This is a genomic window from Homoserinimonas aerilata, assembly GCF_006716125.1.
Classification (GTDB): Bacteria; Actinomycetota; Actinomycetes; order Actinomycetales; family Microbacteriaceae; genus Homoserinimonas; species Homoserinimonas aerilata.
Window position 1 is genome coordinate 51,752 of sequence record NZ_VFOM01000004.1, and the last position, 13,111, is coordinate 64,862.

At 66.3% G+C, this 13,111-nt stretch carries 12 protein-coding genes and 1 tRNA gene; 8 read left to right on the forward strand and 5 right to left on the reverse strand.

The features are described 5' to 3' along the window. Positions 1–60: 60 nt before the first annotated feature. The 3 genes from FB562_RS12525 (at position 61) to FB562_RS12535 (ending at position 2,784) form a co-directional block, all read left to right on the forward strand. On the forward strand, positions 61–654 hold the full coding sequence (locus tag FB562_RS12525) for a TetR/AcrR family transcriptional regulator (RefSeq protein WP_185740576.1): 594 nt from the start codon (positions 61–63) through the stop codon (positions 652–654). A 118-nt stretch (positions 655–772) separates the two neighbouring features. Then, complete coding sequence (locus FB562_RS12530; protein WP_141881645.1) at positions 773–1,480, forward strand: ABC transporter ATP-binding protein; 708 nt, start codon at positions 773–775, stop codon at positions 1,478–1,480. Beyond that, positions 1,477–2,784 carry an ABC transporter permease gene (locus FB562_RS12535; RefSeq protein ID WP_141881646.1) on the forward strand — a complete coding sequence of 436 codons (1,308 nt, stop codon included), beginning with the start codon at positions 1,477–1,479 and terminating at the stop codon, positions 2,782–2,784. The genes FB562_RS12530 and FB562_RS12535 overlap by 4 nt, the downstream gene beginning before the upstream one ends. Positions 2,785–2,989: 205 nt before the next feature. Here FB562_RS12535 and FB562_RS12540 read toward each other — a convergent pair. Continuing rightward, a tRNA-Ser gene (locus FB562_RS12540) sits at positions 2,990–3,077 on the reverse strand. 30 nt (positions 3,078–3,107) lie between these two features. Here FB562_RS12540 and FB562_RS12545 point away from each other — a divergent pair. Next, positions 3,108–3,884, forward strand: a complete 777-nt coding sequence (locus FB562_RS12545) for an SGNH/GDSL hydrolase family protein (RefSeq protein ID WP_141881647.1) — start codon at positions 3,108–3,110, stop codon at positions 3,882–3,884. A 29-nt stretch (positions 3,885–3,913) separates the two neighbouring features. Further along, positions 3,914–5,269, forward strand: coding sequence for a DNA repair protein RadA (radA, locus tag FB562_RS12550; protein WP_141881648.1), 1,356 nt, complete (start codon positions 3,914–3,916; stop codon positions 5,267–5,269). 115 nt (positions 5,270–5,384) lie between these two features. Here radA and FB562_RS12555 read toward each other — a convergent pair whose 3' ends face one another. The 4 genes from FB562_RS12555 to FB562_RS12570 form a co-directional block, all read right to left on the reverse strand. Continuing rightward, the gene (locus tag FB562_RS12555) at positions 5,385–6,014 is read right to left on the reverse strand and encodes a hypothetical protein (RefSeq protein ID WP_141881649.1); all 630 of its coding nucleotides are present in this window, start codon (positions 6,012–6,014) and stop codon (positions 5,385–5,387) included. A gap of 13 nt (positions 6,015–6,027) precedes the next feature. Next, positions 6,028–6,528 (reverse strand): amino-acid N-acetyltransferase, encoded by a 501-nt coding sequence (locus FB562_RS12560; protein WP_141881650.1) that lies wholly within the window; start codon positions 6,526–6,528, stop codon positions 6,028–6,030. A 246-nt stretch (positions 6,529–6,774) separates the two neighbouring features. After that, positions 6,775–9,288, reverse strand: coding sequence for an ATP-dependent Clp protease ATP-binding subunit (locus FB562_RS12565; protein ID WP_141881651.1), 2,514 nt, complete (start codon positions 9,286–9,288; stop codon positions 6,775–6,777). Between the two features lie 201 nt (positions 9,289–9,489). Next, positions 9,490–10,599, reverse strand: a complete 1,110-nt coding sequence (locus FB562_RS12570) for a hypothetical protein (protein ID WP_141881652.1) — start codon at positions 10,597–10,599, stop codon at positions 9,490–9,492. Between the two features lie 140 nt (positions 10,600–10,739). Here FB562_RS12570 and FB562_RS12575 point away from each other — a divergent pair, with 140 nt between their 5' ends. The 3 genes from FB562_RS12575 to FB562_RS12585 all read left to right on the forward strand — a co-directional run bounded on the left by FB562_RS12575 (position 10,740) and on the right by FB562_RS12585 (position 13,062). Further along, positions 10,740–11,531 carry a hypothetical protein gene (locus FB562_RS12575; RefSeq protein ID WP_141881653.1) on the forward strand — a complete coding sequence of 264 codons (792 nt, stop codon included), beginning with the start codon at positions 10,740–10,742 and terminating at the stop codon, positions 11,529–11,531. A 97-nt stretch (positions 11,532–11,628) separates the two neighbouring features. Then, positions 11,629–11,844, forward strand: a complete 216-nt coding sequence (locus FB562_RS12580; protein WP_425459833.1) for a helix-turn-helix domain-containing protein — start codon at positions 11,629–11,631, stop codon at positions 11,842–11,844. Between the two features lie 243 nt (positions 11,845–12,087). Further along, on the forward strand, positions 12,088–13,062 hold the full coding sequence (locus tag FB562_RS12585) for a pirin family protein (RefSeq protein ID WP_141881655.1): 975 nt from the start codon (positions 12,088–12,090) through the stop codon (positions 13,060–13,062). Positions 13,063–13,111: the final 49 nt, after the last annotated feature.

Below are 13,111 nucleotides of genomic sequence, written 5' to 3' on the forward strand. Positions count from 1 at the left end.
GGATAAAGACGCTACCATTAAATGGTACGAGTGTTCCAGTTACTCCAGAAGGAAAGCCACATGACTTCGACAACACCGGTCGGGCTTCGGGCCGATGCCCGCGACAACCGCGATCGAATCATCACCGCATCCGCGGAGGCATTTGCCGTAATCGGAACCGGAATCTCGATGACCGAAGTGGCAAAGCGAGCAGGGGTCGGCGTGGCGACCCTCTTCCGGCACTTCGCCACAAAGGAGAAACTCGTCGACGCCGTTTTCGCCGCGAGCGTCACCTGGTGGCTCGAACGCCTGAACGAGGCCCTCGCCGAGCGAGACAGCTGGTCAGCGCTGAGCCGCATGATCACAGATGTCGCCGCCGAGCAGGCCAGGCACCCCGCCTGCGCAGACATGATCGTCACATCCTTTCTTCACGGCGACGGCTTCGCGGCCGAGCGCGCAACAGTCGAAGACGGCTTCACCGACCTCATCCGGCGATCACAAGCAGACGGGCGTGCGGCAGCCGACCTCGAATGGATCGACATCGCACTCCTGCTTGAGGCCAACGCTGCCGTCATCATGGGCGCCGCAGACGACGCATCCGCGGCCTCGCATCGACTGACAACCCGACTTCTTCGGGCCTTTGCCCTCGCTGCCCCCGCCGGCTACTCCACCTGAGGTACAGCATCCGCCCGGCTTTACTCCGTGCAGCGGATGCCGTGGCGCGCGCCAGTGACGACGATGAGATGACCGAACAAACCGGCCATCCCCCGCACGTCACAGCCGAAGGAGCTCCATGCCTGTCCCCGTTCTCGCCGCACGCGAGGTCACCAAAACCTATGGTCGCGGGCCCACCCGCTTCGACGCGCTGAAGGGGGTCTCCCTCGATGTGGCGGAGGGCGAATCCCTCGCGATCGTCGGCAAGAGCGGGTCGGGCAAGTCCACCCTCATGCACCTTCTGGCGCTGCTGGATGCGCCGACGTCGGGGGCGATCGAGCTCAGCGGTCGCGACGCGAGCACCCTGCGCGGGTCATCGCTGAACAAGACCCGCAACTCCACATTCGGCTTCGTGTTCCAGCAGTTCTTTCTCACCCCGGGCGCCAGCGTTCTCGACAACGTGACGCTCCCGCTGCGCATCGCGGGCGTGCGCCCGGCCGAGCGCCGCCGCCGTGGCCTCGCCGCACTCGAACAACTCGAACTGGCCGACAAGGCCAAGAACAAGGCCAATGACCTCTCCGGAGGGCAGAAGCAGAGGGTCGTCATCGCGCGCGCCCTGGTCAACAACCCCAGCGTGATCTTCGCCGACGAACCCACCGGCAACCTCGACACCGCCACAGGGGAGGTCGTCGAGAACATCCTCTTCGACCTCAACCGCAGCCAGGGAATCACCCTCATCGTCGTCACCCACGACGAGGACCTCGCCGCACGATGCAGCCGCCGCATCTACGTGCGCGACGGTCTCGTCGTCGACAGCCTCACCACCCCGTCAGGAGCAGCAGCATGAGCATTCTCGAACTACTCCGCTCCGCGGTCAGCAACAGCCTGCGCAGCAAGACCCGCACCACCCTCACCGTCATCGCGATCTTCATCGGTGCGTTCACGCTGACCCTCACCAGCGGAATCGGCACCGGCATCAACCAGTACATCGACACCACCGTCTCGGCGATCGGGGCGGATGACGTGATGACGGTCACCAAGAACGCGGAGACCACAGAGACGCTCACCGATGGCCCGCGGGAGTACGACCCCGACACGACGACCACCCAGGCGTCCTCAGGAGGCCCTCCCGGCACCGGCACGGTCATCAAGGTCATCACGCCGGATGATCTCGACACGATCGCCGCGGTTCCGGGCGTCGTTGACGTGACGCCGACGATCTCCATCAGCGGCGACTATGTCGCGGTCGGAGACGGCACCAGATATGAGGCGCAGATCGGGTCGTTCGTTGCCGGCGTACGTCTCGACCTCGCATCCGGGCAGGAACCTGACAACGGATCGTCCGACCTGCAGGTCGCGATTCCGGTCTCCTTCGTCGAACCGCTCGGCTTCGCCGACAACGACGACGCGATCGGGCAGACCCTCACAATCGCCGTCACTGACGCTGAGGGAACCCAGTCGACGGTCGACGCGAGCATCGTCGGCGTCTCCAACACGACGCTCGCCGGAACAGAGGCGGTCACCCCGAACGACGCCCTCACGACAGCGCTGCACGAGCAGCAGTCCGTCGGCCTCAGCACGGAGCAGACGACGAGCTACTCGAGCGCGACCGTGCACTTCGACCCCGCCTCGACCGACGAACAGATCAGCGCGCTGAAGACAGACCTCGACGACGCAGGATTCACCGGCACCACCGTCGACGACCAGATCGGCTCCTTCAAAACCGTGATCGACGGCATCGTGCTCGTGCTCAACGGCTTCGCGATCATCGCACTGCTCGCCGCAGGCTTCGGCATCGTCAACACACTCCTGATGTCAGTTCAGGAGCGCACCCGCGAGATCGGGCTCATGAAGGCGATGGGCATGTCCGGCGGCAAGGTGTTCGGGCTCTTCAGCCTCGAGGCCGTGTTCATCGGGTTCCTCGGCAGCGCCATCGGGGTCGGAGTCGGCATGCTCGCCGGCACCCTCGTCAGCAACGCGCTATCAGCCAGCGTGCTCTCTGGGCTACCCGGCCTGACGCTCGTCGCGTTCGACCCGGTCTCGATCGGCTCGATCGTGCTCGCCGTGATGGGCATCGCGTTCCTGGCCGGCACCATCCCCGCACTCCGAGCAGCCCGCCAGGACCCCATCGAGTCGCTGCGCTACGAGTGATATCGCGCGGCCGCACGCCGTGGCATCCGCTCTCACACACCCGGGTGCTGCGCCTCGTGAGGTGTTTTCGGCGGTGCGAGCCCACCGTCGCAGGCTCGCATCGCCGAAAACGCCTCGTTACGAGGGCTGGGCGAGAGCGGATGCGACGCAGCCGGGCTCCGCACGCAAAAATCCCCCGAGATCGCTGGATCTCAGGGGATTTCAGTGGCGGAACCGGTGGGATTTGAACCCACGGTGGCTTTCACCACACAACTTTTCGAGAGTTGCACCTTCGGCCGCTCGGACACGGTTCCGGGAAAGAGTTTAGTACATAAGATTCTGGGGTGGATGCCACCCAGCTCGCGGCCATCATCGCCGCCGTCACCGTCGTGGTCGCGGCACTCGCCGCCGCCATCATCGTGAACCTGCGCAGGCGACGCCGCGGGGCCGACCACATCGCGCACATCCTGCACCTCAACACGGCCTGGTGGAACACGCTCGCGGAGCGCGACGGCGAACTGCTGTACATCGCTCTCGGCGACTCGGCGGCGCAGGCGATCGGCGCCAGCAAACCCCACCGCGGCTATGTGGGAACGATCGCCACGCGCATCCGCAAAGCAACCGGCCGGAGCCTGCGCGTCGTGAACCTGAGCGTCTCCGGCGCACGGCTGCGCGAAGCCATCGCCGTGCAACTGCCCCGGCTCGAAAAACTGCTCGCCGACGGCGCGCGGCCCGACTTCGTGACCGTCGCGCTCGGCGCCAACGACATTGCCAGCTTCGACGAGAAGCGGTTCACGCGCGAGATCCGGCAGGTGCTCGACGCGGTGCCGCCGCACACCATCGTCGGAGACGTGCCCAGCTTCTACTTCGGAGACGCCGAGAAGCGCGTCAAACGGGCCAACAGCATCCTGCACCGCGAAGCCGCACAACGTGGCCTCGTGGTCGCGCCCGTGCACGCGGCCACCCGTCGGCAGGGCGCCGCCCGCATGGCGCTCAACCAGGTGTCGGTCGACTATTTTCACCCCAATGACCGCGGCTACCGGGTGTGGGCATCCGCATTCCTCCCCCACATCGACGCTCAGCTGGCGAAATCCACAGGCCCAGGCCCTAGCCCGAAATGAATGACGGATGCTTCGCCTAGGCTTCTGACATGGCCCGCGTATCCTCCAACTACCGCTGCACAGAGTGCGGGTGGAGCACCCTCAAATGGGCGGGCCGCTGCGGCGAATGCCAGGCGTGGGGCACCGTCGTCGAAGCCACCGAACAGACCGGCATCACCCGCAAGTTCGCGCCCGTCGCCATCCACGACGACAGGGTCGCCCGCCCCATCACCGAGATCTCGTCCGACAGCGTCAGCCACTGGCCCAGCGGCATCCGCGAATTTGACCGGGTGCTCGGCGGCGGCATCGTGCCCGGCGCCACCATCCTGCTCAGCGGGGAGCCCGGCGTCGGCAAGTCCACGCTGCTGCTCGAAGTCGCCGCGCGCGCGGCAGGGCTCGGCCAGCGCGTGCTCTACGTGACCGCAGAAGAATCGGCCGGGCAGGTGCGCATGCGCTCCGAACGCACCGGCGCGCTGCAGCCCACCCTCTTCCTCGCCGCAGAGACCGACCTCGCCACCATCATCGGGCAGATCGACCGCATCGACCCGCACCTGCTCATCGTCGACAGCGTGCAGACCGTGTCGTCATCGGCCAACGACGGCCTCGCCGGCCAGCCCGGCCAGGTGCGGGAGGTCGCATCCGCGCTCATCCGCACAGCAAAAGACCGCGGCCTCGCCACGCTCCTCGTCGGCCACGTCACCAAAGACGGCACCATCGCCGGGCCCCGGATGCTCGAACACCTCGTCGACGTCGTCTGCCAGTTCGAGGGCGACCGGCAGACGTCGCTGCGCTTCATCCGCGCCCACAAGAACCGCTTCGGACCCACAGACGAAGTCGGATGCTTCGAAATGACCGGCGACGGAATCGCCGAAGTAGCCGACCCCAGCGGGCTCTTCATGAGCCGCAACAGCACCAGCGTCAGCGGAACCTGCGTCACCATCGCCACCGAAGGCCGCCGCGCGCTGCCCGTCGAAGTGCAGGCGCTCATCGTCAAAACCAGCGCACCGCAACCCCGACGCGTCACCAACGGGGTCGACTCCTCGCGCGTCGCCATGCTGCTCGCCGTGCTCGAGCGGCGCGCCAAACTGCCCCTCAGCAGCCACGACGTGTACGTCTCCACCGTCGGAGGCATCCGCCTCACCGAACCCGGCGCCGACCTCGCCATCGCGCTCGCCATCGCCAGCGCCTACAGCGACAAAGCGTTCCCCAGCACGCTCGCCGCCATCGGCGAAATCAGCCTCGCCGGAGAAATCCGGCCCGTCAGCCAAGCGAAACAGCGCGAAGCCGAAGGGCGAAGACTCGGATTCACCACCATCGTCGGCGCCGAAGCAATGCACCTGCGCGAAGCCATGCGCACCGCCTTCGCCACCGCCGAAGTCGAGCAGGCCGACGTGCCGCAGTTCTAGGTGAGGCGAGTAGCACGGGGGTGGGGCTTCGAGACGGTCGCCGTAGACGGCGCCCCCTCAGCCCGCGGAGTTGCTCGATTGTTCGGCGCCCCCTCAGCCCGCGGGGATGCTCGGGTCAGTTGAGGATGAACTGGCGGGTCTGCGCAGACGCCAGCTCGCCGATCTTCACACTCAGGTGGTAGCTCGCGCCGCCCGCAGGAACCGCGCTGCGCTCCGCCTCACACGTCGACGTCGACGAGCGGGTGCGATCCCACGCAATCGCGGGCGTCGACTTCGGATCATTCGGCTCCAACAGGATCGGAGCATCCACCGGGTTCACCTGGCAGTCCGTCGACGACCAGTACGTCTCCTCGCCACTCGTGATCGTCAAAACCTGCTGCGTCGAACCGGCATTGAGCATGCACGCCACAGCACCGACATTGGTGACCGTCATGCTGATCTGCGGCTGCTCGCCGCCGCCATACACATCCTTGTCGGTGACCGCCTCAAGCTTCAGGCTCGACGTCTTGCAGTCATCCCCCTCCGACTGCACCTGCTCAGAAGGCTGCGTGCTGGGAGTCGTCGACGCATCCGGCGACTGCGAGTTCGACGCATCCGTCTTCGGGGTGTCATCACCCGAACCAGGCCGCACAATGATCAGCACCACAACGATGATGACCACCAGAATGCCCAGCCCAAGCAGCAGCCTGCGCCGCCAATACACCTGAGGCGACTGCGGGCCGACGGGATTCCTGAACGTCGACATGCGTTCAGGATAGCTAGAGAGACTTCAGCATCCGCGTATTGCCGAGCGTGTTCGGCTTAACTCGTGAAAGATCCAGGAACTCGGCGACACCCTCATCGGTCGACCGCAGCAACTCCTGGTAGATGACCGGATCGAACGGCTCCTCCGACATCGGCGCAAACCCGTGCCGCTCGAAGAACGGCACCTCGAAGGTGAGACAGAACAGACGGCTCAACCCCAGCCGACGACCCTCCACCTCGAGCGCCTCCAGAAGCGCATGCCCAACACCGCGACCCAACCAGTCGGATGCTGCGGCCAGCGTGCGCACCTCGCCCAGGTCCTCCCACATGACGTGAAGCGCACCGCAGCCGATCACGCGACCCTCAGCATCCGTCGCCACCAGGAACTCCTGGATGCTCTCAAAGAACACCACCAGATCCTTACCCAACAGGATGCGACGCTGCACGAGCGGCTCCACCAGCGCCTGGATGTGGCGCACATCACTGGTGCGGGCCGGGCGAACGGTGAACGACATCCAACCAGCCTATTGCGCGAGTGCGGCAGGATGCTGCGCGAAACCCGGGAGAGGCGGGGGCCGGGGTTTCGAGACGGCACCACTGCCTGAATCGCTACGCGATCTGTCCCATGCAATGCCGCTTCGCGCCATTGCCCCTCAACCCGCGGAGAGGGGGAGGCACTTCGTGGCCCTCAACCCGCGGGGGTCTCCAGGGACGACGAAGCCCGCCCCGGGGGTGCCGGGGCGGGCTTCGACAGGGTTGCGCTAGGAGGCGTCCGCGATGACCGCATCTGCGGCGGCTGTCGCAGCCTCGCCGGCCTCGAGGGCGTCACGACCCGGCTGGCGGCTCGTCGTGAACACGAACTCACCTTCGATGAAGTCCACGTGCACGTGGTCGCCACTGCCGAGCTCGCCCTGCAGGATGCGCTCGCTGAGGCGGTCCTCCACCTCGGACTGCATCGCCCTGCGCAGCGGGCGGGCGCCCAGCGACGGGTCGAAGCCGACCTTGATGAGCTGCTCCTTCGCGGGAACCGTCAGCTCGACGGTCATGTCGCGGTCGAGCATCCGCTCGCTCAGGCGCTTCGCGAACAGATCCACGATCTGCAGCAGCTCCTCCGGGTTCAGCTGCGGGAACACGATCGTCTCGTCGACGCGGTTGAGGAACTCCGGCTTGAAGTTCTTCTTCAGCTCCTCGACGACCTTCGACTTCATGCCCTGGTAGTCCTGCGCGGCGTCGCCCTCGATCGTGAAGCCGACCGGGCCACCCGTGATGTCCTTCGTGCCCAGGTTGGTGGTCATGATGATCACGGTGTTCTTGAAGTCGACGACGCGACCCTGGCCATCCGTCAGGCGCCCCTCCTCCAGAATCTGGAGCAGCGAGTTGAAGATGTCCGGGTGGGCCTTCTCGATCTCATCGAACAGCACCACGGAGAACGGCTTGCGGCGCACCTTCTCGGTGAGCTGGCCGCCCTCCTCGAAGCCGACGAACCCGGGAGGGGCACCGAACAGCCGCGAGACGGTGTGCTTCTCGCCGTACTCGCTCATGTCGAGCGAGATGAGCGCGTTCTCGTCATCGAACAGGAACTCGGCGAGCGCCTTCGCCAGCTCCGTCTTACCGACACCCGTCGGCCCGGCGAAGATGAACGAACCGGAGGGCCGCTTCGGGTCCTTCAGGCCGGCACGCGTGCGGCGGATCGTCTTGGCGAGAGCAGAGATGGCCTGCTCCTGACCGATGACTCGCTCGTGCAGGGCCTTCTCCATGAAGACGAGACGCGCGGTCTCCTCCTCGGTCAGCTTGAACACGGGGATGCCGGTCGCCGCAGCCAGAACCTCGGCGATGATTCCCTCGTCGACGACACCGGTGGAGCCGGCCTCGCCACTCTTCCACTGCTTCTCGAGGCGCAGCCGCTCACCGAGCAGCTTCTTCTCCTCGTCGCGCAGACTGGCGGCCTTCTCGAAGTCCTGCTCCTCGATGGCGCCCTCCTTGCGGCTGCGAACATCCGCAATCCGGTCATCGAACTCACGCAACTCGGGCGGCGACGACAGGATCGACAGGCGCAGGCGGGCGCCGGCCTCATCGATCAGGTCGATGGCCTTGTCAGGCAGGAAGCGATCCTGCACGTAGCGGTCGGCCAGGTTCGCGGCCGACACGAGCGCGCCATCCGTGATGGAGACCTTGTGGAACGACTCGTACTTGTCGCGCAGGCCCTTCAGGATGTTGATGGTGTGCGGCAGGTTCGGCTCCTCGACGCGCACCGGCTGGAAGCGACGCTCAAGGGCCGCATCCTTCTCGAAATGCTTGCGGTACTCGTCGAGCGTGGTCGCACCGATCGTCTGCAGCTCGCCGCGAGCAAGAAGCGGCTTCAGGATGCTCGCAGCATCGATCGCGCCCTCAGCGGCACCCGCACCCACCAGGGTGTGGATCTCGTCGATGAAGGTGATGATGTCGCCGCGCGTGCGGATCTCCTTGGTGACCTTCTTGAGGCGCTCCTCGAAGTCACCACGGTAACGGCTGCCGGCGATGAGGCTGCCGAGGTCGAGCGTGTACAGCTGCTTGTCCTTCAGCGTCTCAGGCACGTCGCCGCGCACGATCGCCTGTGCGAGACCCTCGACGACGGCCGTCTTGCCGACGCCCGGCTCACCGATCAGCACCGGGTTGTTCTTGGAACGGCGGGAGAGGATCTGCATGACCCGCTCCATCTCCTTCTCGCGCCCGATCACCGGGTCGAGCTTGCCGTCGCGGGCCGCCTGCGTGAGGTTGCGACCGAACTGGTCGAGAACCTGCGAACCACCCTGCGCGGCAGCCTGCTCGTTCGCGCCGACCGCGACCTGCTCCTTGCCCTGGTAGCCGGAGAGCAGCTGGATGACCTGCTGGCGCACCTTGTTCAGGTCTGCGCCCAGCTTCACCAGAACCTGCGCTGCGACACCCTCACCCTCGCGGATGAGGCCGAGCAGGATGTGCTCGGTGCCGATGTAGTTGTGGCCCAGCTGCAGCGCCTCGCGAAGCGACAGCTCGAGCACCTTCTTGGCACGCGGCGTGAACGGGATGTGGCCGGTCGGCTGCTGCTGACCCTGGCCGATGATGTCCTGCACCTGCTCGCGCACCGAATCGAGGGAGATGCCCAGCGACTCGAGCGCCTTCGCGGCGACACCCTCACCCTCATGGATCAGCCCGAGCAGGATGTGCTCTGTGCCGATGTAGTTGTGGTTGAGCATCTTGGCTTCTTCTTGCGCCAAGACAACGACCCGGCGGGCTCGGTCGGTAAATCTCTCAAACATCTATAGCTCCTCAGGCATCGGGCGGATGTGATGCCGATACAAAGAGAGTAACGAGCCGACCCCGAAGATACTGCCCCTGTTCGCCGTGGGCGTTAAGGGTTACATGCTGCCCTGTCGGTGGCGGCTGTGCTTTGTCGCGGCGGCTGTGGAATGTTCCGCCGCCATCGCGACACAACGCAGCCGTCAGCCCGGGTGGGTCGGCTACTCCGACTGCTCGGTCTGCTCCGGTGGCGTCCGCATGCACATGCCGGCCCCGCCGCCCTCGGGCAGCACCGTGCCCACATCGGCGAGCGCCGCCACGAGGGCGTGATCGTCCTTGCCTGCCTCGACAGCGCCGTTGCAGGCCCCTGTGAAGAAGCGGAACATCCGATGCCCTGTGGGGTCGTCTGCCGGGGGCGCGACCTGATACATGAACTCCAGGGGCGACACCGCAGCCGCGAGTGCCGCCGCGGCGACGACATCCGGCCAGTCGGATGCTCGGTACTCCCTCTGGCCGATCATCACGGAGATCCCCTCCGGGTCCCAGGGAGCCCGCGTGGCCCATCCCATCATGAAGCCCGAGGGGTACACGTAGTCGGCGGGCGGGTTCTCGGGGAATCGACTCGGATCTCTGATCGGCACGACCTGTCGGATGTCATCCAGCAGCGTGACCACCTCGGCCGGCGGCAGCCCTCGGGCCATGAAACCCGAGACCATCCACATGCTGGAGGCCGTCGAGTCGTCCGAAACAGCGAGGAGCCTGTCGTAATTGGTGACGAACGCCGTCAGGAGAGCATCCGCCGCATCGCCCGAATGCGTGAACTCGCGGCTGTAGCCGGGCTCCTCTGCGGCATCCGTGAGCGTGACCGAGAGCCCCACGCCGAGCGAATCACCGGCAGCGCGCCAGTAGCCGATCTCGTCGGCGAGCTGCTCGCCACCTATCCCGAAGGCGCGCTGGCTCAGCGTCGCGCCGTTCGCGTCGGTGATCATGAACAGCCGCATCAGCGGCTCCAGGTCCTCGCCCGCGAAGGTCTCGTTCGCCAGCTCTGCCGCCGCCAACAGCTGCGGCACGGTCGCGTCGTCGTCGGCGACGACCGTGATGTCAGCCTCGCCACCGTTCGGCCCTGCGCCCAGGAAACGCCAGTTCGCCTCCTCGACGCCGTCGAGCGTGCGAATCTCCTCGACGACCGCAGTCAGCGCATCCTTCTTCGCGAAATCCTCCTGCACGAAACCCCACACCCGCTCGCCATCGCCGATCAGCGAGCAGCCGCTCAGCGAGACCATGACGACCGCCGCGACCGCGAGCATCCGAATCGCCCTCATATCCCCCATGGGGCGAACGCTACCAGCCGCACCGGCGCCGCAGAAGAACAGGGGTGTGATGCGGATGCTCTTGCGCGGTTTATCGAGAGTCGTTATGTTAACGATTGTCGTTGTTATCGACAATCGATATCTTTGGAAGGACTGATCACATGGCTGTCGGACCCTGGGCCATCATAATCGTCGCCCTCCTTGCCCTGAGCGTCGCCTTGCTGGTTCTGCTCGTGCGAATCAGTCGCCGCGGAATCGCCGAGGGCACGCCAGCGGGCCGCGACTCCCTCATCCTGTTCGCCATCACCTACTGGGGTGCAATCGCCTACGCGGCGCTCATGACAATCGTCGGCGTCATCACCATCGTCACAGCACTGAGCGGCGACGTCACCCTCGACGTGCCCGTCTCCGAGTTCTGGCCCGAACTCGACCCACGCTTCACAGTGCTCGACCAACCAGATGCGACAATCGTGGGCGGCGGTTTCACCACCGCAACACTGACGCTTGCAGGGCTCGACCTGCCCACGAGGCTGCTGCTCGGTCTGCAAGCGGCACTGTCAAGCGGAATGTTCGTCACCATCTCCCTCGCAATCGCCCGCATCGCGAAGGCAGTCGAGGGCCGGCGACCCTTCACCTCCGTGCTCCCAAAGGCCACGACCGCCGCCGCGATCGCCGTCGGCATCGGCGGGTTCGGCGCACAAATCGCCGGAGGAATCGCCTCATCGATGGCCAGCGAGCAGGCCCTCGGCATCCACGGCTGGTCCGCCGAAGGCGTCACAGACGCCGAAAGCCTCGAACTGGGGCTCCCCGAGCCAACCCTGCTGGTTCAGTTCGACTTCTGGCCCCTCCTCCTCTTCATCGTGCTCTCAGCGCTGGCTGCCATCTTTGCCTACGCGGAGCGCCTCCAGCGCGACACCGAACGACTCGAACGCGACACCGAGGGGCTCGTGTGATGGCGGGGAAGGCCCACGAACTGCGGCAATGTGCGGGTTCCGGATGCGCGCACCCGCAATTCGCCGCAGTTCGCGGGGGATGTCAGGGGGAAAAGTCGTGAACGACGAGGAGACCGGCATCCACTGTCGGCTGGACGAACTGCTCGAGGAGCGCGGGATGACGCTCACCCGGCTGAGTGAAATCGTCGGCGTCTCCATCGTAAACCTGTCGGTACTGAAGAACGACCGGGCCCGCGCCATCCGCTTCTCCACCCTCGTCGCCATCTGCGACGCCCTCGACTGCGAGGTCGGCGAGCTGCTCGTGCGCGGATGACGGCAGCGGGCTATTGCCACGGCTGCAGTGGCGGCTGCGGTTTGTCGCGGCCCGGGTTGTGACGGCCCGGGTTGTGACGGCCCGGGTTGTGACGGCTGTGCTTTGTCGCGACGGCTGCGGAACGTTCTACAGCCGTCGCGACAAAGCACAGCCGTCACGAGCTTGAGTGGGGCGGATGCGAGCGGGCGGTGCGCGCGGGCAGTGGGGAGGCGAAGACGGGGGCGGGCAGCCTAGGGTGAGAGCGTGAGCAACCTTGAGACGGAGCCCGCAGAGCGGGTGTGTGAGAGCGAGCCCGACGGCGACGGCCAGATCGATGTGCTCGAGCCGCGCGACGTGCCGCTGGGCGGCATCCGTGCCATGAATGTGCGCCGCACGCTCCCGCAGCGCGAGCGGTCCCTCATCGGGGCGTGGTGCTTCGCCGACCACTACGGGCCCGACGACGTCGACGCGACCGGCGGAATGGTGGTGCCGCCGCATCCGCACACCGGCCTGCAGACGGTCAGCTGGCTGTTCGCCGGCGAGATCGAGCACCGCGACTCGACCGGCGCTCACGCCATGGTGCGCCCGGGCGAACTCAACCTGATGACCGCAGGCAGCGGCATCCAGCACTCCGAAGTGTCAACCCCAGAGACACGGATGCTGCACGGCGTTCAACTCTGGACTGCCCTGCCCGACGCCACCCGGCACACCGAGCCCATGTTCGAACGTTACGTACCGCCCGTCATCGAGCACCAGGGCGCCCGCGTGAGCGTATTCCTCGGCAGCATGCTCGGGCAGCACTCCACCGCGACAGCGTTCAGCCCGCTGCTCGGCGCGCAGATCGACCTACCCGCCAACACTGAGATCGTGCTGCCCGTCGACGCCCGCTTCGAGCACGGCGTGCTCGTCGACGACGGCGACGTGACCATGGATGATGTGGAGGTTCCCCGCAACCATCTCGGCTACCGTGCGCCCGGCGCGAGCGAACTGGCCCTCGCATCCGGTGACGCGCCCGCCCGCATCGTGCTGCTCGGCGGCGAACCGCTCGGCGAGCAGATCGTCATGTGGTGGAACTTCATCGGCCGCAGCCACGAGGAGATCGTCGCCTACCGGGATCAGTGGCAGCGCGACGTCATCGGCGGGACGGATGCAACGGGGCGCTTCGGCAGCACCCTCTACGACGGCGGTTCGCTGCCGGCACCCGAGATGCCGACCATCCGGCTCAAGCCCCGCGGCTGAGACGGCCGCGTCGCTCCGGTCGGTTGCCGAGTTGCCCACTTCCGCCCCT

Coding starts and splice junctions, on each gene's coding strand:
- FB562_RS12525 (WP_185740576.1), top strand. CDS start 61: ATGACTTCGACAACACCGGTCGGGCTTCGGGCCGATGCCCGCGACAAC.
- FB562_RS12530 (WP_141881645.1), top strand. CDS start 773: ATGCCTGTCCCCGTTCTCGCCGCACGCGAGGTCACCAAAACCTATGGT.
- FB562_RS12535 (WP_141881646.1), top strand. CDS start 1,477: ATGAGCATTCTCGAACTACTCCGCTCCGCGGTCAGCAACAGCCTGCGC.
- radA (WP_141881648.1), top strand. CDS start 3,914: ATGGCCCGCGTATCCTCCAACTACCGCTGCACAGAGTGCGGGTGGAGC.
- FB562_RS12555 (WP_141881649.1), bottom strand. CDS start 6,014: ATGTCGACGTTCAGGAATCCCGTCGGCCCGCAGTCGCCTCAGGTGTAT.
- FB562_RS12560 (WP_141881650.1), bottom strand. CDS start 6,528: ATGTCGTTCACCGTTCGCCCGGCCCGCACCAGTGATGTGCGCCACATC.
- FB562_RS12565 (WP_141881651.1), bottom strand. CDS start 9,288: ATGTTTGAGAGATTTACCGACCGAGCCCGCCGGGTCGTTGTCTTGGCG.
- FB562_RS12570 (WP_141881652.1), bottom strand. CDS start 10,599: ATGGGGGATATGAGGGCGATTCGGATGCTCGCGGTCGCGGCGGTCGTC.
- FB562_RS12575 (WP_141881653.1), top strand. CDS start 10,740: ATGGCTGTCGGACCCTGGGCCATCATAATCGTCGCCCTCCTTGCCCTG.